A 20734-nucleotide genomic window follows, 5' to 3' on the forward strand; every position below is an offset into this window, starting at 1 on the left:
AAGACCCGAAGTCAGTCCGTCGTAGGGTCAGACCCCCGACGGGAGGTGCTCACAAACATCATCTCTGTCCGTCGTGGTCCAGACCGCCGCTCCCGCGGCCTCACCCATCCGCTGTTGGTCGCGCCCACCCCGCCGGCTGCGCCGGCCCGGCCCGCGCCCCCATCCGGGCGGACGGGGGCAAATATGCCTGAAGATCTTTGGCTAGCGCTCCAGCGTCCAGCCGGACGGGGTGCCGTCGGTCAGTGAGCCGTCGTTGAAGCGTCGCGTCGCCGGCGCGGGCCAGGCGCGGTCCGGGAAGGCCTCGTGGTCGAGCAGGCGGTGGCGGATGGTGGTGATGGCGTCGCTGACCCACTCGACCAGGGCGGCCAGCGCGGCCGCCCCGCCCGCCACCGCGGCGCAGGCCGTCGCCACGCTCGTCGTGGCCAGGACGAGGCCGGCGGGGGTGCCGACGCCGGTGGCGGTGGCGATCGCGGCGCCGACGAGCTGGATCACGGCGGAGCAGAGGGCGGCCGCGATCGCCGCCCACAGGCCGCAGATGCCGATCGCCAGGCGGGCCAGGGCGGTGTCCACCTCGGTGCCGATGGCCTGGAGCGCGCTGAGCGCGCCGCGCTGGCGGGCGGCGGCGTCGAGGTAGGCGTCGGCGGCGCGGCCCTCCCACTCGTAGCCGGCGGCGAGGTGGTCGGGGTCGACCTTGCCGACCTTTTCGCTGAGCGGGCCGCCGAAGTCGTGCACCCAGCGGCGGCCGGTCTCCCACACGCGGACCGGGTTGCCATACGGCGCGAGCAGGTCGCCGACCAGGTCGAGCAGCCGGCGGACGATCGCCACGAACTCGTCGAGCAGCCGGACCACCTGCCCGGCGAGAAACGAGGGCAGCCCGCGCGCGACGCGCAGCGCGCCCTCGATGATGCGGTCGGCGGTGTCGCCGACCCGGTCGAGCAGGCGGAGCACGCGCGCGATCAGGGCATCGAAGCCGGCGGCGTCGATCGGCAGGGGCAGGGGCAGCGGGGCCGTCACGGCTACCACACCCCGCGCAGGCGGTGGACCGCGTCGCGCTCGTCGCGCTCGTAGCCGTCGGCGGCCTCGGCCAGCGCGTCGGCCACCTCGGCGAAGCGCAGCGAGCCCTGCACGGCCAGCATGTGGGCGTGGTGCCGGAGCGTGGCATACGCCTCCGGGAGGCCGACCACCGCGCTCAGCGCGCACATGTCGCTGACCGAGAGGCCCAGCTCGTCGACCACAGTGGAGGCTCGGGCCAGCGTGCCGGCCCACTCGCGCCAGTCGTCGGCGTCGGAACGGAGAGCCGCTATCGCGACCCGGATCTCCTCATCGGTAGGCGGCACGCGACGACGCTACAAACCAACCCCGAACCCGGCAACCCCATCGACGCCGATCAAGGAATGGTCAGTGTGTCGTGAACTCCGCGATCCGCGCCAGCATGCCGTTGAGGAAGCGGGGCGAGTCGTCCGTGGACATCTGCCGGGCCAGCTCGACCGCCTCCGTGATGGCCACCGCGTCGTCGATCTCGTCGACGTAGAGCAGCTCGTAGACGGCGATGCGGGCCAGGTTGCGGTCGACCACCGGCATGCGGTCGAGGGTCCAGCCCTCGGCGTAGCTGGCGATCAGCTCGTCGATCCGGTCGAGGTGGGCGTTTACCCCCTCGATCAGGCCGATCGCGTAACCGAGGTGCTCGGGGCGCGGCTGCTCGAGCCGCTTGATGTACGCCTGGAGCACCTCGTCGACCGGCAGGTCGCGCAGGTCGGCCTCGAAGAGCACGTCGAGCGCCCGCTTACGCGCCTTGCGGCGCGCGGGCATCTGCGACTTGGGCGCCTCAGCCATGCCCGTGCGCCCCACAAGCGGAAAGGGACATCACGCGCGGCCGAGGTAACGGCCGTCGCGCGTGTCGACCTTGATCTTTTCGCCGGTGGTGATGAAGAGCGGCACCTGCACCGTCGCGCCGGTCTCCACCGTCGCCGGCTTGTTGCCGCCCGTGGAGCGGTCGCCCTGAAGGCCCGGCTCCGTGTAGGTCACCTCGAGCACCACGCTGGTCGGCAGCTCGATGTACAGCGGGACACCCTCGTGCGTCGCCACCGTCGCCTCGGCCTCGGGGAGCAGGTAGTTGGCCGCTTCGCCCACCGTGCCGCCGGCGACGTGGATCTGGTCGTAGGTGTCCAGATCCATGAAGACGTAGTCTTCGCCATCCGCGTAGAGGTATTGCATCGTGCGCTTGTCGACGGTCGCGGTGTCGACCTTGGTGCCCGCGTTGAACGTCTTGTCGACCACCTTGCCGGAGAGCACGTTCTTCAGCGTGGTGCGCACGAACGCGCCGCCCTTGCCGGGCTTGACGTGCTGGAACTCCACGACGGACCACAGCTCGCCGTCGAGGTTGAGCACCAGTCCGTTCTTCAGGTCGTTCGTGGTGGCCATGTCCTGCCTTGATCTTCATCCGAATGATTGACCCACCAAGTCTACTGGTACGCCCGGCGCGCGGCAGAGCACGCCCTGGGGCTGGAGACGTAACGAAGACGTCAACCGATGTCTGTTTCCAGGACACCAATCGCTGACACCCTGCACCCGTGTTGACCAACTGCCGCGCACTGGGACTGGGGGGCTCGGTTCTCCTCGCGGCGGGCGGCCTGGCCGCCGGCGCGCTGCCGGCGCAGGACCCGTTCGGGCTGGCGATCCTGCGACGCCACCCGGGGTGGGGAGTCGTCGTCGCGTACGCCGGACTGGTCCTGCTCATCGCGGCCTGGTGGCGCCTCGGGCACGTGGTGCGCGCCGCCGACGACAAGCCGAGCCCGCGGCAGCTCATGATCACGCTCGCCATCTGGTCGGCCCCGCTGCTCCTCGCTCCCCCGCTCTTCAGCCGCGACGTGTACAGCTACCTCGCGCAGGGCGCGATGGTCGGCTCCGGCCTCGACGTCTACGAGCACGGGCCGGCCTACTACGGTGGGCCGGTGGCCGCGGAGGTGCCGGCGATCTGGCAGCACACCCCTACGCCGTACGGGCCGTTCTTCCTGCTGGTCGCCACCGGCGTGACCGCGGCCGCGGGGGCGCACCTGGCCGCCGGGGTGCTCGGCATGCGGCTCGTCGCGGTGCTCGGCGTGGTGCTGCTGACCGCCGCCCTGCCCGGACTCGCGCGCAGCTGCGGCGTCGACCCGGCCGCCGCCCTGTGGCTCGGCGCGCTCAACCCGCTGGTCCTCGCCCACCTCGTCGCCGGCGCGCACAACGACGCGATCATGGTGGGCCTGCTGGTCGCCGGCCTGGCCGCCTCGGTCGCCCGCCACCCGGCCGCGGGCGCCGCGCTCGTCGCGCTCGCCGCGCTGGTCAAGGCGCCGGCGGCGGTCGCGCTCCTCTTCGTGGCGTCCATCTGGGCGGAACAGTCCACCGGGCGCTGGCGCCGCGCCCGCACCATGCTCTACGCGGCCGCCGTCGCCGCGGCCACCACCGTCGTGGTCACGGCCGTCGCCGGCACCGGGTACGGGTGGGTGCGCGCCCTCGACACCCCCGTCTCCACCGGCAACTGGTCACCGATGAGCGTGCTCGGCCGCCTCACGGGCGCGATCCTGGGCACCGCGCACGCTGTTCCGATGTGGCGGTGGATCGGCCTCGCGGCGGCCATGGCCGTCGGGGTGGTGCTGTGGCTGCGCCGCACGCACATCGGCCCGGTGTACGCGGTCGGCCTCGGCCTCAGCGCGATCGTCCTCTTCGGACCGGCGCTGCGCCCGTGGTACCTGCTGTGGGGCCTGGTCCCCCTCGCCGCCGCGGCGACCGACGGGCGGGTGCGGCGCGTGGCGGCCGTGTCCTGCGCGGCGCTCGCGGTGGTGGTGCTGCCGAGCGGCTTCGCCTTCGGCGCCGAGCAGGTGGCGCAGGCGGTCTTCGGGTGCGTGCTCGCCGCCGGCCTCGCCGCCGCGCTCCTCACGCCCAGCCAGGCGCCGGTGGTCGCACGGTGAAGGACCTGGACCGCCGGTGGTACATCATCGCCGGGCTGGCCGTCGCCACGGCCGTCTTCCTCGCGTACGTGCCGGCCCACCGCGGCTTCTTCGACGTCGGTGTCTACCACGGTGCCGTGCACTACTGGCTGCGCGACGGCGGCCAGCTGTACGACTTCCTGCGCCCGCCGACGAACTACGGCTTCACCTACCCGCCGTTCGCCGCGCTGGTGCTCAGCCCGCTCGCGCTGCTGCCGTGGCACCCCGCGATCGCGCTCAGCCTCGTGATCAACACGGCCGCCGGCGCCGCGCTGCTCGGCCTGCTGATCGACCCGATCGCGAAGCGGCAGGGCTGGCACCGCGGCCTCACATTCGGGCTGGCGGCGTGCGCGGTGGCGGTGTTCGAGCCGGTGCGCGACACGTTCAGCTTCGGGCAGGTCAACCTCGTGCTGCTCCTGCTCGTCGTGGCCGACACCCGGCTGCTGCGGCAGACCCGGTGGTCCGGCGTGGGCATCGGGCTGGCCACCGCGATCAAGCTGACGCCGGGCATCTTCATCGTGTACCTGCTGGTCACCGGCCAGCGCCGGGCCGCCGCGGTGGCGGGCGGCACGGCCGGCGCGGCGACGCTGGTGGGGCTGGCGATCGCGCCGGACGCCTCGCGCACGTTCTGGACCGAGGCGCTGTGGGACACCAACCGGATCGGCAACCTCGCCTACGTGTCCAACCAGTCGCTCCAGGGCGTCGTCGCCCGCCTCGACCCGACCGAGCCGAGCAAGCTGGGGTGGCTGCTGCTGGTAGTCGCCGCGCTGGCCGTGTGGGTCTACCGGATCCGCCGCGTCGACCCGCTCACCGGCGCCGCGCTCACCGGCGTGGTCGGCTGCCTGGTCAGCCCGATCACCTGGGTGCACCACCTCGTGTGGGTGCTGCCCGCGCTGGTGCTGCTCGCCGACTCGCGCCACCGCCGCTACGCGGCCGCCGCCTACGTGGTGCTGTGCAGCAGCTTCGTGTGGCTGTGGTGGGACGGGCGGGCACCGGGCGAGTTCGTCGGCGCCAACGCCTACGTGTGGATCTGCGTCGCGCTATTGGTCGGCCTGCCGGCGCGCCAGATGGTGGAGGGCGAGCCGGTAGCCGTCGACGCCGAGGCCGCAGATGACTCCGGTCGCTACGGCGGACACGACCGAGTGGTGACGAAACTCCTCGCGCGCGTGGATATTCGAGATGTGGACCTCGACCAGCGGCGCGCGGAGGAGCGCGCAGGCGTCGCGCACCGCGTACGAGTAATGTGACCACCCCGCGGGGTTGAGCACCACGGCCGCCTGCTCGTCGGCGGCCGCGTGGATCCAGCCCAGCATCTCGTGCTCGGCGTCGGTCTGCCGCACCTCGACGTCGAGGCCGAGCTCCTTGCCGGTCGCCTCGCAGAGCTCGACAAGCCCCGCGTACGACGTCAGCCCGTAGACGTCGACCTGGCGGGTGCCGAGCCGGCCGAGGTTGGGTCCATTGAGGACGTACACCTTCATGCCTCGACCTCCTCGTAGGCGGCGCGCAACAGCTCGTCACTCGGGCCGTCCAGGATGGACGGTTTGGCGAGCCCGTCGAGCACCACGAAGCGCAGCCGCGAGCCGCGCGCCTTCTTGTCGACCCGCATCGTGGCGAGAAGATCCGGCCAGGCCTTCCTGGCGTATGCGGTGGGCAACCCGAGCGCGTCGAGCACGTCGCGGTGCCGCTTCGCCGTCGCCTCGTCGAGCCGCCCGGCGAGCCGCCCGAGCGCCGCCGCGTAGACCAGGCCGACGGAGACCGCGTGGCCGTGGCGCCACGTGTATCCCTCGACCTTTTCGATCGCGTGGGCGAGCGTGTGCCCGTAGTTGAGCACCTCGCGCACCCCACCCTCGCGCAGGTCGGCGCCGACGACGTCGGCCTTGACCCGCACCGCCCGCTCGACGAGCTCGCGCAGGCTGCCCTCGTCGGCGCCCTTGGCCTCGATGAGGTCGAGGATCGCGGGGTCGGCGATGAACCCGCACTTGACCACCTCGGCCAGCCCGGCCACGAGGTCGACGGGCGGCAGCGTGTCGAGCAGCGCCAGGTCGCAGAGCACGCCGGCCGGCGGGTGGAACGCGCCGACAAGGTTCTTACCCGCGGCCGTGTTGACGCCGGTCTTGCCGCCCACGGCCGCGTCGACCATGCCGAGCAGGCTCGTCGACACCGGCACCCACCGCACACCGCGCAGCCAGCACGCCGCGACGAAGCCGGCCAGGTCGGTCACCGCACCACCGCCGACCCCGACCACCGCGTCGGTACGCGTGAAGCCCGCCGCCCCCAACTGGTCCCAGCAGTGCGCGGCCACGTCGATGCTCTTGCCCGCCTCCGCGTCCGGCACGTCGACGGCGAGCGGCTCGACGCCCACGTCCGCGAGGGCGGCGGCGATCGCGTCGGCGTGCGGCTTGAGCGGTGGCGCGTAGAGGACCGCGGCACGCGCGGCCCCGTCGATCAGGCGCGGGAGGTGGCCGAGAAGGTCTCGCCCCACGAGCACGTCGTAGGGACGCTCACCCCCGACCGCAATGGTGGTCACATCGTCCATCGCCGAGCAGCCTAGCCCCGCACCCCACCCGCCCTGCCGCGCCCCTCGCCCGCATCCCACGCCGATTTGGCGTCCGTGGCGAAATGTTGCCCCCATAGGGGCGCGTTCTCGCCACGGACACTCGTGCCCGGTACGGCAGCGCGGTGACCGCGACAAGCAGCGGGCCACGCGGCCTCGGCGGCGAGGCGTCGGGTCCAGCGTGCCCGCCGGTGGGTCAGGCGGAGGTGTGGGCCGGGTGGCGGGTGGCCATCTCGGCGAGGTGCTTCGCGTAGTCGCCGACCGCGTCGCGGAGGTCGTCGGGGCGGAGGACGGTGAAGGGCCAGCCCAGGCCGGCCAGCATGTGGGCCATGCCGTCGAGGCGGTTGGCGCGGCAGCGCAGCAGCACCCCGTCGGCGGTCTCGGTCAGCTCGGCCACGCTCGGGGGGATGCGGCGGCGGGCCTGGTCGAGGTCGGTCTCGAGGAGGACCTCGACCTCCCAGGTGTACGGCACGCCGGCCAGCGAGCGGGTCACGTGGCCGACCGCGTCGAAGCCCTCCGGCACCGCGAAGGTCTCCGTGCCGGCCTCCACCGCGCTGATCCGGTCGAGCCGGAAGGTCCGCACCTCGCCGCGGCGGTGGTCGTGGCCGGTCAGGTACCAGCGGCCGGCGTGGAAGACCAGGCCGTACGGGTCGACCTGGCGCAGCGATACACCGCCCCGCCACGAGCGGTAGGTGAGGCTGACCCGGCGGCGGGAACGGGTGGCGGCGCCGAGCGCCAGCAGCGTGGCGGTGGCGGGGCGGGCGGTGCCCTCCTGGCGGGGGCGGAGCGTGAAGCCGAGCGACTCGCGCACCGCGCCCAGCCGCTCGGCCAGCGCGCGTGGGAGTACCCGCTCGATCTTCGCCAGCGCGACGCCGGTGGCCGGCGCCTCGGTGGTGAGGCCGAGCTGCTCGGCGGCGAGGAGGCCGAGCACGACGGCGGCCGCCTCGTCGTCGGTGAGCATGAGCGGGGGCAGCTTGTAGCCGGGGCTCAGCCGGTAGCCGCCGTACCGCCCGCGGTTGGCGGTGACCGGGATGCCCAGGTCGGCGAGGGTGCCCGCGTACCGCCGCACGGTGCGCTCGTCCACGCCCAGCCGCGCGCCGAGGTCGGCGCCGGTGAGGCGGTGGTGGGTCTGGAGAAGCTCCAGCATGCCCAGTACGCGTGAGGCAGGATGTGACACAGGTCACGCTCCTTAATCGGGCGGTATGCGTCCGGATTCGATCCTAACGTTGCTCGCATGACGACATTTGTGCTGGTACCCGGGTTTTGGATCGGTGGCTGGGCGTGGGACGGGGTGGCCGCCCCGCTGCGCGCCGCCGGACACCAGGTCCACTCGATCACTTTGACCGGTGTTGCGGAGAAGGCGCACCTCGCCACGCCCGAGACCAACCTCGACACCCACACGGACGACATCGTGCGGCTGATCGAAGACGAGGACCTGCGCGACGTGGTGCTGGTCGGCCACTCCGGTGGCGGCATGCCGGTCACCCAGGCGGCCGACCGCGTGCCGGAGCGGATCAAGCGCGTCGTGTACGTCGAGAGCGGCCCGCTACCCGAGGGCGTCTCGCAGTTCGACACCAACGAGCCGGCGGAGCAGGAGCGACTGCGCGCGGAGATCGGCGACGGCCACCTGCTGCCCGCCCGCGACTGGGACGCGGCCGCCGACCCGGTGCTGCTCGCCGGCCTCGACGAGGCGACGCTGGCGATGCTGCGCGAGCGTTCGACGCCGCACCCGCTGGGCGCGGCCACCCAGCCGGTCCGGCGCACCGGTGCCGGTGACGCGCTGCCGGTCGCGCTCGTCGCGTGCGTGTTTCCGCTCGATCAGGTGAAGGCGATGGTGGCCGAGGGCCACCCGTTCTTCGCGGCCTTCCAGGGCGGCGAGATCCGCGGCCTGCCGACCGGCCACTGGCCGATGCTGAGCGAGCCCAAGCGCCTGGCCGAGATCCTCGCCGAGCTGGGCTAGGCCGGCTTCAACAACCCGGCGATCTCCTCGACGATCTGCTCGGGCTCGCGGCCGTCGGTCGCGACGGTGAAGGTCGCGACCTCCTCGTACAGCGGGCGGCGCTGGTCCATCAGGTGCTTCAGCGTCGCCCGCGGGTTTATCGCCAGCAGCGGCCGGCCGGCGCCGAGCCCCACCCGGCTCACCGCGTCGGCCAGGCCGACCGACAGGAAGACCACCGCGTGCCCGGCCAACTCCGCGCGGGTGCGCTCGGAGAGGATCGCGCCGCCGCCGAGGGCGAGCACCCCGTCGAAGGCAGCCAGCGCCGCTTTCACCGCCGCCTCCTCCAGGGAACGGAAGTGCGGCTCGCCCTCGTCGATGAAGATCTCGGAGATGGGCTTGCCCGCGGCGGCCTCGATGTCGGCGTCGGTGTCCCGGAACGTGACGCCCAGCCGCGCGGCGAGCAGCTCGCCCACGGTCGTCTTGCCGGCGCCCATCACGCCCACGAGGACGCAGGCCGGGCGGGTCACCTGATGACCAGGTGTTCGAGGTAGCCGGCGAGGTTGCGGCGGATCTCCGCCACCGAGTCGCCGCCGAACTTCTCGGTCGCCGCCTCCGCCAGTACCAGCGCGACCATGGCCTCGGCCACGACGGCGGCCGCGGGGACCGCGCAGACGTCGGAACGCTGGTTGATCGCGGTGGCCGCCTCGCCGGTGCTCACGTCGACGGTGGAGAGCGCGCGGTTGAGCGAGGAGATGGGCTTCATCGCGGCCTTGACCCGCAGCGGCTCGCCGGTGGTGATGCCGCCCTCCAGGCCGCCGGCGCGGTCGGTCACCCGCCGCACGCCGCTCGCGGTGGGGATGATCTCGTCGTGGGCCACCGAGCCGCGCGAACGGGCCTGTAGCCACGCGTCGCCCATCTCCACGCCCTTGATGGCCTGGATCGACATGAGCGCGGTGGCGAGGCGGGCGTCGAGCTTGCGGTCCCACTGCACGTGGCTGCCGAGGCCCGGCGGCACACCGTAGGCGAGCACCTCGACGATGCCGCCGAGCGTGTCGGCGTCCTTCTTGGCGGCGTCGACCTCGGCGACCATGCGCGCGCTCGCCTCCGGATCGAGGCAGCGCAGCGGGTCGGCGTCGACCCGCTCGGCGTCTTCGGGCCGGGGAGCGAGGCCGGGCTTGGCGGCCACCGAGCCGAGCTCCACCACGTGCGAGACGATCTCGATGCCGAGCGCCTGCTTGACCAGCGCCTTGGCGACCGTGCCGACGGCCACCCGGGCGGCGGTCTCCCGCGCGCTGGCCCGCTCGAGGATCGGGCGGGCGTCGGTGTGCCCGTACTTCTGCATGCCGGCGAGATCCGCGTGGCCGGGCCGCGGGCGGGTCAGCGGCGCGTTGCGGGCCTGCGCGGCGAGCAACTCGGGATCGACCGGGTCGGCGGCCATGACCGTCTCCCACTTGGGCCACTCGGAGTTGCCCACGCGGATGGCCACCGGACTGCCGAGCGTGACGCCGTGGCGGATGCCGCCGATCACCTCGATGACGTCCTGCTCGAACGCCATCCGGGCGCCCCGCCCGTAGCCGAGCCGCCGCCGGGCCAGCTCCCGCCCGATTTCGGCACTCGTCACCTCTACCCCGGCGGGCACGCCCTCCAGGAGAGCGACGAGCGCGGGGCCATGCGACTCACCGGCAGTCAACCAACGCAACACGCTGGAAAGTCTGCCACGAGCCCCGCGGCGGGCTTGCCGCCAGGTCCCTGGTCAACCGCGGGCGGCGGCCAGGGCGGCGCGCATCGCCTCCCGTGGGGCAGGCGCGACGCCCGTGAACTGCTCCCACTGGCCGATCGCCTGGGCGAGCAGGAGGTCGAGGCCGGAGACCACGTGGCAGCCGGCCGCGCTGGCCGACGCCGCGAGCGGGGTGGGCCACGGGTCGTAGAGCGCGTCGAAGAGCACAGTGGACGGTCGCCACGCCACCTCGGCGGCCAGCGGGTCGGCCACGCCCTTCGGCACGGTCGAGATCACCACGTCGGCGGCCGCCACCCACGCCGCCGCGTCGGCCCAACCCGCTCCCTCGAAGGGCACGCCGACCGCCTCGGCGACCGGGCGCAGCTCGGCCACCGCCTCCGGGCGCCGCGCCACCACCGTCACCGCCGCGCCGCCCGCCTGGGCCGCCGCCGCGATCGCCGCGCGCGCCGTGCCGCCCGCACCCAGCACCGTGAACGTCGCGCCGGTGGGCACGCCGCCCAGCGCGTCGACCATCCCCGGGATATCGGTGTTGTCCGCGTGCCAGCCGCCCGCAGCCCGTACCAAAGTGTTGGCGGCACCCACCGCGGCCGCGACCGGGGAGACGTGGGTGGCCACCGACAAGGCCACTTCTTTCAAGGGCATCGTGAGCGACAGGCCGGCCCACTCCGGACCGAGGCCGGCCACGATGCCGGCGAGCTCGGACTCGGCGCACTCGATGGCGGTGTAGGACCACCCGGTCAGGCCGGCCGCGGCGTAGCCGGCGTTGTGGATGACCGGGGAGAGCGAGTGGGCGACCGGCTTACCCAGCACGGCCGCCCGGTGAATCGTGTCGGTCAAAGGACGCCGTTTTCGCGTGCGGTCTGCTGGTTTTTCTGATGCTGGCTGAAATCGTTGGTGAAAGCCGACTTGCCCGACTTGTCGATCGCCACGAAATAGAGCCAGTTGCCCTGCGGCGGCGCCATCGCGCCCTCGAGCGCCTGCTTTCCCGGGTTGTTGATCGGCGTGGGGATGATGCCCTTGAGCTTGCGGTTGTACGGGTTTTTCGGGTCGTCCAGCTCCGACACCGTCATGTCCTTGGACGGCTTGATGGGCAGGCCCTTCAGCTCGCGCCAGTAGTTGACGGTCACGTCCATCTCGAGGCAGCCGCACGGGAAGTCGCCGTAGAGCCGGTTGTAGGCGACCCGGGACACCTTGCCCAGATCCTCCTTGATGCCCGCCTCCGCCTGGGAGAGCGAGGCGACGATCAGGACGTCGTACGGCGCGAGGTTGAGCGCCTGCGCCTTCTCGTCGAACTTCAGCTCGCCGGTCACCGTCAGGAAGCGGTCGACCATCGTGCGCACGATTTCCTTCGCCGTCCACTTAGGATCGATCTCGTACGTGTCCGGGAAAAGGAAGCCCTCGATCGTCGGCGTCTTGACCTGCTTGCCGTCGCTCCGCTTGAACCACCAGTCGGGGATGCCCAGCTCGATCGGGTCCTTGGCCGCCGCTTCGAAGTCCTTCACCGGGATCTTCGTCTTCTCCGACAGGAGCTTGAACGTCGCCTTCGCCGACAGCCCCTCGCGGACCAGCACGCCGTTGACGACCTTGTTCTTCAGGTCGAGCAACGCGGTGAGCGCCGCGGCGCCGCTCATCTGGAGCCGCAGCTTGTACGTGCCCGGCTGGATGTTCTGGCTGCGCGAGTTTTCCTTCGCCGCCTCGGTGAACGCCTTGGCGCTCTTCACCACGTCGGCCGTCACCAGCGCGTTCGCGATGTCTGTCGCGGTGTCGCCCTGCTTGATCTGGATGTTTACCGTGCCCTGGCCGGCGCCCTCGTAGTCGGGGGTGGTGAAGAAGCCCTGCACGCGGTCGTAGCCGTACCACACGCCGGCGCCGAGGCCGCCGAGCAACAGCACCACCACCAGCAACGCGACGACGCTCTTACCAGCGCCGCCACGCTTCTTCTGGCCCCGCTTACGCCCCCGACGATGTCGCCACCGTTCGACGGGTTCGTCGTCGAACGCAAGCTCCAGCTCGTCGATCATCACGCTCGCCTCCGCTGCGCGTCTAGCCAGCCCTGTAGGATCTCCACCGCGGCCGCCTGGTCGACCACCGCACGTTGGCGCTTTCCCCGCACGCCACGTTCGGCCAGCCTACGGGTTGCCGCGACGGTGGACATCCTCTCGTCGGCCAGCCGCACCGGCACCGGTGCGATCGCCCTGCTCAGGCGCTCGGCATATGCCCTGGCCTGCACTGCCGCGGGTCCTTCTTTCCCGGCGAGTGTCACCGGCAACCCGACCACAACCTCTACGGTTTGATACGCATCTACGAGTCGCGCAAGTTCAAAGATATCGGAAGGAATAGCATCAACTTCCGCATTCAGGTCGCGACTCAGGGTGGCCAATGGGGTCGCGAGAATGCCATCGGGGTCGCTCAACGCGACACCCACACGCACCTGCCCCACATCGACACCGAGGCGGGTGCCGCGTACAAACTCGCCCATATGCTCCCTTTGCTCGCGCACGCCTGATCTACTCATCGTCGCGTATGAAGAGGGTGCTCGTGGGGCGGGGGCATGCGTATTTTTCGAGCTACCGCGATGTTCGTCGTGGTTGCTCTCCGTTGCTCCCGCGGCCTTACCCGTCCGCTGTGGGTTGCGGTTACTTCGGCGCCTCCGGCGGGGCCTCGGGCTCCGGCCGGGCCGTCCCCGGCTAGTGCGCTGTTGGTGGGGTGGTTGCGGTGGGAGCGCAGCGTCACCAGCCCCGGGGTAGAGCTTTGAGATCTAGGAGGTTTAGGGCTGAAGCCGAAAGCCCTACGACTCCGTCGCCAATGCCTGCTCCACCGACGCCAGCAGGCGAGGGGCCTCCGTCGCCGGCAGGCCGCCGCCCTGGGCGAGATCGGGACTGCCGCCGCCGCGGCCGGAGAGGGCGCCCTTCACCAGGTCGGAGGCGGACACACCGCGGCCGCGCGCGGCCTGGTTGACCGCGACCACAAGGGACGCCTTGCCGCCGGCGCGGGCGGCTACCGCGACCACCGCGGGGCGGGCCGGGTCGATTTTGCCGCGGATTTCCTGGGCCAGGGTGCGCACGTCGTTGCCGCCGGCGCCCTCCGGGGCCTCGGTGCCCACGTAGGCGATGCCGCCCACCTCGCGGGCCGACGACGCCAGCGACGCCGCGCCGCCGAGCACGAGCTGGGCGCGGAGCTTCTCCAGCTCCTTCTCCGCGTCGCGTAGCTGGGTCACGGTCTGCTCGACGCGCTCGGCGACCTGGTCGTTGGGGACGCGGTAGAGCTCGGCCAGGCGGGACACGAGCAGGTGCTCGCGCGCCAGGTAGCCGAACGCGTCGATGCCGACCAGCGCCTCGACCCGGCGTACGCCCGAGCCGATCGACGCCTCGGACAGGATCTTGACCAGGCCCAGCTGGCCGGAGCGGGACACGTGGGTGCCGCCGCACAGCTCGCGGGCGTAGTCGCCGACCTCGACGACGCGTACCTCGTCGCCATACTTTTCGCCGAACAGTGCCATCGCGCCCAGGCGCCGCGCCTCCTCCTGGGAGGTGATGAACGCGTGCACCTCCAGGTCGCCGAGCAGCACCTCGTTGACCTGTTGCTCGACGTCGTGCAGCACGCTGGGCGGCACCGCGCCGGGCGTGTTGAAGTCGAAGCGGAGCCGGCCCGGCGCGTTGAGCGAGCCCGCCTGGGTCGCCGACTCGCCGAGGAAGTTGCGCATCGTCTGGTGTACCAGGTGGGTCGCGGTGTGTGACCGGGAGATGGCCTTGCGGCGGGTGACGTCGATCTCCGCGTACCCGGTGTCGCCCGGACGGACCTCGCCGCGCACGACGCGGGCCTTGTGGACGATCAGGCCGGGCAGCGGCTGCTGGACGTCGAGCACCTCGACCTGGCCGCCCCCGACGGTGATCAGGCCCTGGTCGGCCTGCTGGCCGCCGCCTTCGGCGTAGAACGGGGTGGCGTCGAGCACCAGCTCGATCGTCTCGCCCTCGCCCGCCGCGGGCAGCGCCACGCCGCCCGAGCTGAGCACGGAGCGCACCCGCGACTCGCGCGTCACCTCGTGGTACCCGGTGAACTCGACCGGGCCGCCGGAGTCGAACGCCGCGCGGTACGACGAGAGGTCGGCGTGGCCGGTCTTGCGCGCCTGCGCGTCCGCCTTCGCCCGCGCCCGCTGGTCGGCCATCAGCCGGCGGAAGCCCTCCTGGTCGACCGAGAGGCCCTGCTCCGCCGCGATCTCGAGAGTGAGGTCGATCGGGAAGCCGTACGTGTCGTGGAGCTGGAAAGCCTTGTCTCCGGAGAGGGACGCCTGACCGGCGCCGCGCGCGTCCGAGATGGCCGTGTCCAGGATCGTCGTGCCCGCCCGCAACGTCGACAGGAACGCGTCCTCCTCCGCGTACGCGTACTGCGAGATGCGGTCGAAGTCGGTCGCCAGCTCGGGGTAGGACGGCGCCATGCAGTCGCGCGCCACCGGCAGCAGCAGCGGCAGCGCCGGCTCCTGCCACCCGAGCAGCCGCATCGCCCGGATCGCGCGGCGCATGATGCGACGCAGCACGTAGCCACGGCCCTCGTTGGAGGGGGTCACGCCGTCGCCGATCAGCATCAGCGCGGTGCGCACGTGGTCGGCGATCACGCGCAGCCGCACGTCGTCGGGGTGCGACTCGCCCGCCACGTGGCCGGACTTCGCGCCGTACTGCCGGCCGGTCAGCTCCGCCGCGAGCGAGAGGATCGGGCGTACCTCGTCGATCTCGTAGAGGTTGTCGACGCCCTGGAGGATCGACGCGATCCGCTCCAGGCCCATGCCGGTGTCGATGTTTTTGCTCGGCAGCTCGCGGACCACCCGGAAGTCTTCCTTGCTGCGTACGTCCGCGATCTCGTACTGCATGAAGACGAGGTTCCAGAACTCGAGGAACCGGTCTTCGTCGACGTCCGGGCCGCCCTCGGGGCCGTAGTCGGAACCGCGGTCGTAGTAGAGCTCCGAGCACGGGCCCGCCGGCCCGGGGATCCCCATCGACCAGTAGTTGTCCTTCTTGCCGCGGCGCACGATGCGGTCGAGCGGGAGGCCGACCGTCTTATGCCAGATCTCGATCGCCTCGTCGTCGTCGAGGTAGACGGTCGCCCAGATCTTGTCGCCGTCGAGGCCGAAGCCGCCCTCGGACACCGGCTTGGTCGACAGCTCCCACGCCAGCGGGATGGCCCCCGCCTTGAAGTAGTCGCCGAACGAGAAGTTGCCGTTCATCTGGAAGAACGTGCCGTGCCTGCTGGTTTTCCCGACCTCGTCGATGTCGGGCGTGCGGATGCACTTCTGCACGCTGGCCGCGCGGTCGTAGGGTGGGGTGCGCTGGCCGAGGAAGTACGGCACGAACTGCACCATGCCCGCGTTGATGAACAGCAGGTTGGGGTCTTCGATGGCGGGCAGCGGAGCGGAGGGCACGACCGTGTGCCCGTTGGCCGCGAAATGGGCCAGGAACCGCCGCTTGATCTCCGCCGTCTTCATCGATTGCCTTCCCGTGTCATGAACTCGTCGCCGGTGAGCTCGTCGTCCTCGAAGTGGACGCCCGCCTCGATCGCCTCGTGGATCTGCTGCTCGCGCTCGGCCATGCCTTCACGGACGTCGTCCACGAAGCTACGCACGGACTCCACGAGCCCGCCAGCGGATTCCGAGAGCGAGGCGGCGATGCCGCCCGGTGTGTACGACTGGGCTTTCTGCGAGACCTTGCGCACGACGAGCGCGCCGACCGCCAGTCCGATACCCAACCAGAGCAACCGCCTCATGGCCTTCATCCTTCCCGTTCCGCCAACCGCGCCCGCGCCCGGGGTCTGTGCCGGCTGGCTCGCTCCGCTCGCCTCGAACCCGGGGGGTCAACCGGTGGCCTGTCCTGCCTTGCGGGCCGCGCGGGCCGCCTTGCGCCGCTGCTTGAGGGTGGTGCGCACCTCGCGCTCCTCGTCCGCGTGGCGGCGGGCGGAGGCGGCGCGACGCACCCCGTATCCGAACGCGGCCACCTTGACGAGCGGGTTGGCCGCGGCGGCGGCCACGACCGTGGCGAGGTTGGCCACGTTGGCCGTGACGCTCTGCGCGTGGCCGGTGATGGTGTCCACCTTGGCCAGTTGGAGGTTTACACCGTCCAACGTGGTGTGCACCTGCCCCAGCGCCGTGTTGACTTCCTCGATCGTGGTGTTGACGTTGCCCAGCAGGGGCGCGGTGCGGTCGTTGATGTCGTTGATGGCGCGGGTCGCCGCGTCCACTGTGTGCCGCAGGCGCAGGATCGGCACCGCCAGCACCAGCACGAGCATCAGAAACGCACCGGCCGCCACCAGCGCCGCGATCTCTCCACCCGACACGCCGTCCTCCTCCGCCCGGAGTCACCCAATCCGCCAACGTGCAGACCCTACCGTCAGTGACGGGTGGCCGCCGGGTCAGGAGGGTGTCGGCGTCGGTTCGTCCAGGAGCGGATCGTCGGTGTACACCGGATCGGGGTCCTCACCGGTCAGCGACGGGTCGGTGCTCGGCCCGGACCGGACCCGGTCGTCGTCGATGGCGTTGCGCACCTTCACCGACACCACCGAGCCTTCACACGTCCCACCCGGCGCGGCCGGCGGCGGCGTGGCACCCTCGGTCTGCTGCTGGTTGGCGCACGAGGGCGGCCGCACCCACAGGTCGAGCGTGAGCTCGTCGCGCGTCCAGCACGTGTAGTGGCCGGCCACCGGCTGCTCGGGGCACAGCTTCGCGGCCTCCCACCGCCGCCAGCCCGCCTCGACGAGCGCCGCCTCGTACACCGACGTGGTCTGCTCGGGCCCCTGCCGCGACTGCGCGGTCCGCTCCCGGAAACGGCAGTCCACAAGGCACCACCGGCTGCCGCTGACCGCGTCCTGGGCGTTCTCCTGGGCCCAGCCCGGGACGTTGAGGGCGTTCAGCGAGTTGAGGACCGGGTCGCGGGTGGCGGTGCGGATGCCGAAGTACAGCGGCAGCGCCCCCAACACGATCAAGCTCGCGACCACAAGAGCGACAAGCCGCCACGTCCGCTGCTCCCGAGCCTCCGCCGGCCCGGCACCACCGTCGTGGTCCAGCTTCTCCTCTGGTACGGAATCAGGTCCGTCCCCGGCCTGGCTGAGCGGCGCCGCCGGCCGCGTCGCCCGCACACCCGGCTCGGGCGGGGGCGCCACCGAGGCGCGCGCGACAGCGACCGGCTCGGGGTCGCCCGCCACCGGACTTCCGGTCGGCGCGACGGGACTGCCAGGCGGCACGACCCGCCCACCGGGTGGCGCGGCACGACCGGCGCGCGCTCCCGCGCCAGGCACAGCCGGCCCCCCGCCCGGCAGCGGAACACCAGCCCGCCCCGGCACGGCGGCGGCTCCAGCCACGCCGGCGGCCCCCGCCGCCACTCCGGGCGGAACGACAGGTGCGGCCGCGGCGGCCCGCACCGGCTGCGCGGCTCCGCGCGCACCGTCGGTGGCTTGGCTCGACCCCGGTGGGCCCCCGGCGGTACCCCGCGCACGTGGCCCTCCGGACCCGCGCGGGCCCGGTCCGTCGAGCCCGCGCCCGTTGACGCCGGGTCCGCCACGCCCGTCAGGCCCTGGTCCCCCGCGGACGTCCTGCCCTGGCGCGCCGCGGACGTCCTGTCCTGGCCCGCCGCGCACATCCGGCCCTGGACCGCGCACGTCCGGGCCTGGACCGCGCACGTCCGGGCCTGGACCGCGCACGTCCGGGCCTGGTCCGCGCATGTCCGGGCCTGGTCCGCTGTGGGGGTCTAGGCCTGGTCCGCCGGGGCCGCCTCTTCCGTCTGGGCCTGGTACGCCGGGGCGGCCGCGTCCGTCCGGCCCGGGGCCTGTCGGGCCGCGTCCGCCGGGGCCGCGTCCCGGTCCACCGGGGCCGGGGACGCTCGCCATCCCGGCGCCGTCCGGTCCAGGGCGATCCGCTGCCGGCCCACGCGGGCCGGCCGGCCGGTTGGCGCCGCCGCCGGGCACCCGCGCCCCGCCCGCGACGCCGGGTCCGCTCGCGACGCCCGGTCCGCCAGGGACGCCGGGTCCGCCGGGAACGGCTGGGCTACCGGGCATTCCGGGCCCGCCGGGCACTCCCGCCGCGCCTGCCACCGCACGGCCGCCGGGCCTACCATCTGCTGGGCCGCCCGATCCGGCCGGAGCTTCACCACCCGATCGGGGCCCGCCCGGCCGTCCCGGTCCGCCCATCGGCGGGCCGTCGGGCATGCCCGGCCGGCCTTGCGGGGCGTCGGATCCGAGCGGTCCCCGGGGCCCTGGCGGGACATCCGGCCCGAAAGGCGGGCGCGACCCGGACTGCCCCTCCGGCCCGAAGCGGGCTCCGGGGCCGGCCTGGTCCATCGGCGGGCGTCCACCACCCGGACGGCCGCCGCCACGGCCGCGTGCGCCACCCGGCGGTGTCGCTCCCTGCCGGCCCGGGACCACGGGTGGCGCGACGGGCGCGGCGCGACCCGCCGGTGCGCCCGGCCCGCCGTCCGAAACGGGGGCGACGCCCGGCCCGCGAGCACCACGCGGGCCAGGTCCGAGATCTGGCCCCGCCTGGCCCATGGGCGCACGGGGCCGGCCTACCCCACGGCTGCCGCGCGGGCGGCCGCCAGGTCCGGCGAAGCCTTCCAGGTCGTCGTCATCCGCCGGCGCCCGCTGGCCACCCCGCCTGCGCCCACCGTCGGGGTCGGCGATGTCGCCGGTGTCGTGGCCACGTGTCCTGCGGCGGCCACCGTCGGGGCCCGCTACATCGCCGGTGTCGTAGCCGGCCGCGCCCCGACGCCCGGCGCCCGGGTCGGCGACGTCGCCCGTGTCGTAGCCCGCGGCACCGCGACGCGGGGCGGCCGGGTCGGCGATGTCGCCGGTGTCGTGGCCGCGCGTCCGGCGGTGACCGCTGTCGTGGCCGGCCACGTCGCCGGTGTCGTAGCCGGCGGGTCCGCCCTGGGCACGGCGGCGGCCGCCTTCCGGGCCGTCGACGAACGCTGGTGGCGGCGAGTCGGGCATCGGCGGGCGCGCGACCGGTGGGCCCGACTGCGCCGCGCGTGCCGGGCCGCGGGTGTCTGGCTCGGCCCAGCCGTTCGTGTCGGCTGGCTGGTCGGGCAGGCGCTGGCCGCCGGTGGCTTCCTGGTCGACCCAGCGCGAGCGGGCGCCTCCGCCCGCTCGGTCGCCGCGCGGGACCGTGCGCTGCCCGCCGCCGCGGGTACGGCCGCGCGGCGGCATGACCGGCTCGGTGGGGGCGTCCTGGACCGGGCCGGCCGGGGGCGCGGCCTGGTTGTCGGCGTGGCGGGACGCGCGGGTGCCCGGCAGCGGCACCTGGGGGCCGTCGATGCGGCCGCCGCCGTCGCGCGGTGGCTCGGTGATGCCGTCGCGGCGGCCGGGTGTGCCGCCACGCGGGAGGTCGGTGGTCTCGCGGGCGGACGGTGGAACGTCGGGCGCGTTGCCGGACTCAGGGACCAGAGTCTCCGCCGGCCGCCCGTGGTCGGAGGCAGCCGGCCGGGCCGCCGCCGCGGCGCCCATCGCCTGGAAGCCGCCGGTGTTGGGCTCACCGTGTGGCGACGGGCCGGAACCCTGCCGGACCGGGACCGGCTCGCCGTGCCGCGGCCCGTCCGCAAAGCGCCCCGGTGCCACCTCGTCGAAGCGACCCGGTGGCACCGGCTCGCCACGGCGGCCCGGCACGGCGGCGGTGCCGTGACGGGGTGGTGCCGCGTCACCGTAAAGCGGCGGGGAGCCGTCGCCGTGGCGTGCTGGGGGCGCTTCGCCAGGGTGGGCGCCACGAGGTGGGGGTGCTTCGCCCGGCCGGGTGGCTTCGTCGTAGCGGGGCGGGACGCTGTCGCCGTGGCGGCCGGGGCCATCGAAGCGGCCGCGCGCGCCGTCGGGGCGTCGCGTCTCGGGCTCGCCCGGGCGGGCGACGGGCGGGACGGCCGCGAAGCCGCCGGTGTCGCTCAGCCGCCCCGGACCGGGACCGCCGCCGTGACGACCGCCGCCCGCGATGTCGCCAGTGGCGCCATGACGACCGCCACCGGTGATGTCACCCGTGCCGCCGTGACGACCACCGCCCATGACGTCACCCGTGCCACCGTGACGACCACCGCCCATGACGTCACCCGTGCCACCGTGACGACCACCGCCCATGACGTCACCCGTGCCACCGTGACGACCACCGCCCATGACGTCACCCGTGCCACCGTGACGACCACCGCCCATGACGTCACCCGTGCCACCGTGACGACCACCGCCCATGACGTCACCCGTGCCGCCATGACGGCCACCGCCTGTGACGTCACCGGTGCCGCCGTGACGGGCGCCGCCCATGACGTCACCGGTGCCGCCATGACGGCCGCCGCCGGTGATGTCGCCCGTGTCGCCGTGACGGCCAGGGCCGCCGCGGCTGCCGGAGCTGGTGATGTCGCCTGTGTCGCCACGCCGGCCGGCGGCGGCTACGTCACCCGTGTCGCCGTGGCGGCCTGGGCCGCCGGCGCCGTCGGGGCCGGGCGCGGGCAGGACCTGATGGAAGCCGCCGGAGTCGCCGTGTCGGGGTGGGCCGGCGGTGCGGGCGCCGGTGGCGGGTTCGTCGAAGC

19 protein-coding genes and 1 pseudogene are annotated in these 20734 nt (G+C 73.4%); 3 read left to right on the forward strand and 17 right to left on the reverse strand.

Annotation, left to right across the window (positions count from 1 at the left end; genetic code table 11):
* Window positions 1-201: 201 nt before the first annotated feature.
* The 4 genes from ACTMTJ_RS35890 to efp form a co-directional block, all read right to left on the reverse strand.
* Window positions 202-1014 carry a hypothetical protein gene (locus ACTMTJ_RS35890; protein WP_441223149.1) on the reverse strand — a complete coding sequence of 271 codons (813 nt, stop codon included), beginning with the start codon at window positions 1012-1014 and terminating at the stop codon, window positions 202-204.
* A 2-nt stretch (window positions 1015-1016) separates the two neighbouring features.
* Window positions 1017-1337 carry a hypothetical protein gene (locus tag ACTMTJ_RS35895; protein ID WP_441223150.1) on the reverse strand — a complete coding sequence of 107 codons (321 nt, stop codon included), beginning with the start codon at window positions 1335-1337 and terminating at the stop codon, window positions 1017-1019.
* A 61-nt stretch (window positions 1338-1398) separates the two neighbouring features.
* Window positions 1399-1809: a transcription antitermination factor NusB gene (nusB, locus tag ACTMTJ_RS35900; RefSeq protein ID WP_441223304.1), complete on the reverse strand. Its 411-nt coding sequence runs from the start codon at window positions 1807-1809 to the stop codon at window positions 1399-1401.
* A gap of 54 nt (window positions 1810-1863) precedes the next feature.
* On the reverse strand, window positions 1864-2421 hold the full coding sequence (gene efp, locus ACTMTJ_RS35905) for an elongation factor P (RefSeq protein ID WP_377250163.1): 558 nt from the start codon (window positions 2419-2421) through the stop codon (window positions 1864-1866).
* Window positions 2422-2570: 149 nt separating this feature from the next.
* Here efp and mptB point away from each other — a divergent pair, with 149 nt between their 5' ends.
* Entirely contained in the window at window positions 2571-3947 is a 1377-nt protein-coding gene (mptB, locus tag ACTMTJ_RS35910; protein ID WP_441223151.1) for a polyprenol phosphomannose-dependent alpha 1,6 mannosyltransferase MptB, read from the forward strand.
* Window positions 3944-5080, forward strand: a pseudogene (locus ACTMTJ_RS35915) (glycosyltransferase 87 family protein); the annotation flags it as partial. The gene mptB and the pseudogene ACTMTJ_RS35915, both read left to right, overlap by 4 nt.
* Here ACTMTJ_RS35915 and aroQ read toward each other — a convergent pair.
* The 3 genes from aroQ to ACTMTJ_RS35930 form a co-directional block, all read right to left on the reverse strand.
* The gene (gene aroQ / locus ACTMTJ_RS35920; protein WP_441223152.1) at window positions 5006-5443 is read right to left on the reverse strand and encodes a type II 3-dehydroquinate dehydratase; all 438 of its coding nucleotides are present in this window, start codon (window positions 5441-5443) and stop codon (window positions 5006-5008) included. The pseudogene ACTMTJ_RS35915 and the gene aroQ sit on opposite strands and share 75 nt — an antisense overlap.
* Window positions 5440-6501 (reverse strand): 3-dehydroquinate synthase, encoded by a 1062-nt coding sequence (gene aroB / locus ACTMTJ_RS35925; RefSeq protein ID WP_441223153.1) that lies wholly within the window; start codon window positions 6499-6501, stop codon window positions 5440-5442. The genes aroQ and aroB overlap by 4 nt, the downstream gene beginning before the upstream one ends.
* A 214-nt stretch (window positions 6502-6715) precedes the next feature.
* Window positions 6716-7696, reverse strand: coding sequence for a helix-turn-helix transcriptional regulator (locus ACTMTJ_RS35930; protein ID WP_441223154.1), 981 nt, complete (start codon window positions 7694-7696; stop codon window positions 6716-6718).
* Between the two features lie 57 nt (window positions 7697-7753).
* Here ACTMTJ_RS35930 and ACTMTJ_RS35935 point away from each other — a divergent pair, with 57 nt between their 5' ends.
* Window positions 7754-8479, forward strand: a complete 726-nt coding sequence (locus tag ACTMTJ_RS35935) for an alpha/beta fold hydrolase (RefSeq protein WP_441223155.1) — start codon at window positions 7754-7756, stop codon at window positions 8477-8479.
* On the opposite strand, the gene ACTMTJ_RS35940 is transcribed toward ACTMTJ_RS35935, so the two are convergent.
* The 10 genes from ACTMTJ_RS35940 to ACTMTJ_RS35985 all read right to left on the reverse strand — a co-directional run bounded on the left by ACTMTJ_RS35940 (window position 8476) and on the right by ACTMTJ_RS35985 (window position 20416).
* Window positions 8476-8952: a shikimate kinase gene (locus tag ACTMTJ_RS35940; protein ID WP_441223305.1), complete on the reverse strand. Its 477-nt coding sequence runs from the start codon at window positions 8950-8952 to the stop codon at window positions 8476-8478. The genes ACTMTJ_RS35935 and ACTMTJ_RS35940 overlap by 4 nt on opposite strands.
* Before the next feature lie 29 nt (window positions 8953-8981).
* A complete protein-coding gene (aroC, locus tag ACTMTJ_RS35945; protein WP_441223156.1) occupies window positions 8982-10160 on the reverse strand; it encodes a chorismate synthase in 1179 nt (392 codons plus the stop codon).
* A gap of 51 nt (window positions 10161-10211) precedes the next feature.
* Window positions 10212-11033, reverse strand: coding sequence for a shikimate dehydrogenase (locus ACTMTJ_RS35950; RefSeq protein ID WP_441223157.1), 822 nt, complete (start codon window positions 11031-11033; stop codon window positions 10212-10214).
* Window positions 11030-12217: an endolytic transglycosylase MltG gene (mltG, locus tag ACTMTJ_RS35955; RefSeq protein WP_441223306.1), complete on the reverse strand. Its 1188-nt coding sequence runs from the start codon at window positions 12215-12217 to the stop codon at window positions 11030-11032. Before mltG ends, ACTMTJ_RS35950 begins: the two co-directional genes overlap by 4 nt.
* Window positions 12217-12675 carry a Holliday junction resolvase RuvX gene (ruvX, locus tag ACTMTJ_RS35960; RefSeq protein ID WP_441223307.1) on the reverse strand — a complete coding sequence of 153 codons (459 nt, stop codon included), beginning with the start codon at window positions 12673-12675 and terminating at the stop codon, window positions 12217-12219. The genes mltG and ruvX overlap by 1 nt, the downstream gene beginning before the upstream one ends.
* Window positions 12676-12984: 309 nt before the next feature.
* Window positions 12985-15672 (reverse strand): alanine--tRNA ligase, encoded by a 2688-nt coding sequence (gene alaS, locus ACTMTJ_RS35965; protein ID WP_441223158.1) that lies wholly within the window; start codon window positions 15670-15672, stop codon window positions 12985-12987.
* Window positions 15669-15950, reverse strand: coding sequence for a hypothetical protein (locus ACTMTJ_RS35970; RefSeq protein WP_441223159.1), 282 nt, complete (start codon window positions 15948-15950; stop codon window positions 15669-15671). Before ACTMTJ_RS35970 ends, alaS begins: the two co-directional genes overlap by 4 nt.
* An 87-nt stretch (window positions 15951-16037) precedes the next feature.
* Entirely contained in the window at window positions 16038-16517 is a 480-nt protein-coding gene (locus tag ACTMTJ_RS35975) for a DUF948 domain-containing protein (protein WP_441223160.1), read from the reverse strand.
* Between the two features lie 75 nt (window positions 16518-16592).
* Window positions 16593-17243: a hypothetical protein gene (locus ACTMTJ_RS35980; protein WP_441223308.1), complete on the reverse strand. Its 651-nt coding sequence runs from the start codon at window positions 17241-17243 to the stop codon at window positions 16593-16595.
* A 2855-nt stretch (window positions 17244-20098) separates the two neighbouring features.
* Window positions 20099-20416, reverse strand: a complete 318-nt coding sequence (locus ACTMTJ_RS35985; protein ID WP_441223161.1) for a hypothetical protein — start codon at window positions 20414-20416, stop codon at window positions 20099-20101.
* Window positions 20417-20734: the final 318 nt, after the last annotated feature.

It is taken from the genome of Phytohabitans sp. LJ34, assembly GCF_052068095.1.
GTDB lineage: Bacteria > Actinomycetota > Actinomycetes > Mycobacteriales > Micromonosporaceae > Phytohabitans.

Excerpts from the sequence above, each read along its gene's own strand:
- nusB (WP_441223304.1), bottom strand. The coding sequence starts at position 1,809 with ATGCCCGCGCGCCGCAAGGCGCGTAAGCGGGCGCTCGACGTGCTCTTC.
- efp (WP_377250163.1), bottom strand. The coding sequence starts at position 2,421 with ATGGCCACCACGAACGACCTGAAGAACGGACTGGTGCTCAACCTCGAC.
- aroQ (WP_441223152.1), bottom strand. The coding sequence starts at position 5,443 with ATGAAGGTGTACGTCCTCAATGGACCCAACCTCGGCCGGCTCGGCACC.
- aroB (WP_441223153.1), bottom strand. The coding sequence starts at position 6,501 with ATGGACGATGTGACCACCATTGCGGTCGGGGGTGAGCGTCCCTACGAC.
- ACTMTJ_RS35935 (WP_441223155.1), top strand. The coding sequence starts at position 7,754 with ATGACGACATTTGTGCTGGTACCCGGGTTTTGGATCGGTGGCTGGGCG.
- ACTMTJ_RS35940 (WP_441223305.1), bottom strand. The coding sequence starts at position 8,952 with ATGGGCGCCGGCAAGACGACCGTGGGCGAGCTGCTCGCCGCGCGGCTG.
- mltG (WP_441223306.1), bottom strand. The coding sequence starts at position 12,217 with ATGATCGACGAGCTGGAGCTTGCGTTCGACGACGAACCCGTCGAACGG.
- ruvX (WP_441223307.1), bottom strand. The coding sequence starts at position 12,675 with ATGGGCGAGTTTGTACGCGGCACCCGCCTCGGTGTCGATGTGGGGCAG.
- alaS (WP_441223158.1), bottom strand. The coding sequence starts at position 15,672 with ATGAAGACGGCGGAGATCAAGCGGCGGTTCCTGGCCCATTTCGCGGCC.
- ACTMTJ_RS35970 (WP_441223159.1), bottom strand. The coding sequence starts at position 15,950 with ATGAGGCGGTTGCTCTGGTTGGGTATCGGACTGGCGGTCGGCGCGCTC.
- ACTMTJ_RS35985 (WP_441223161.1), bottom strand. The coding sequence starts at position 20,416 with ATGGCGGCACGGGTGACGTCATGGGCGGTGGTCGTCACGGTGGCACGG.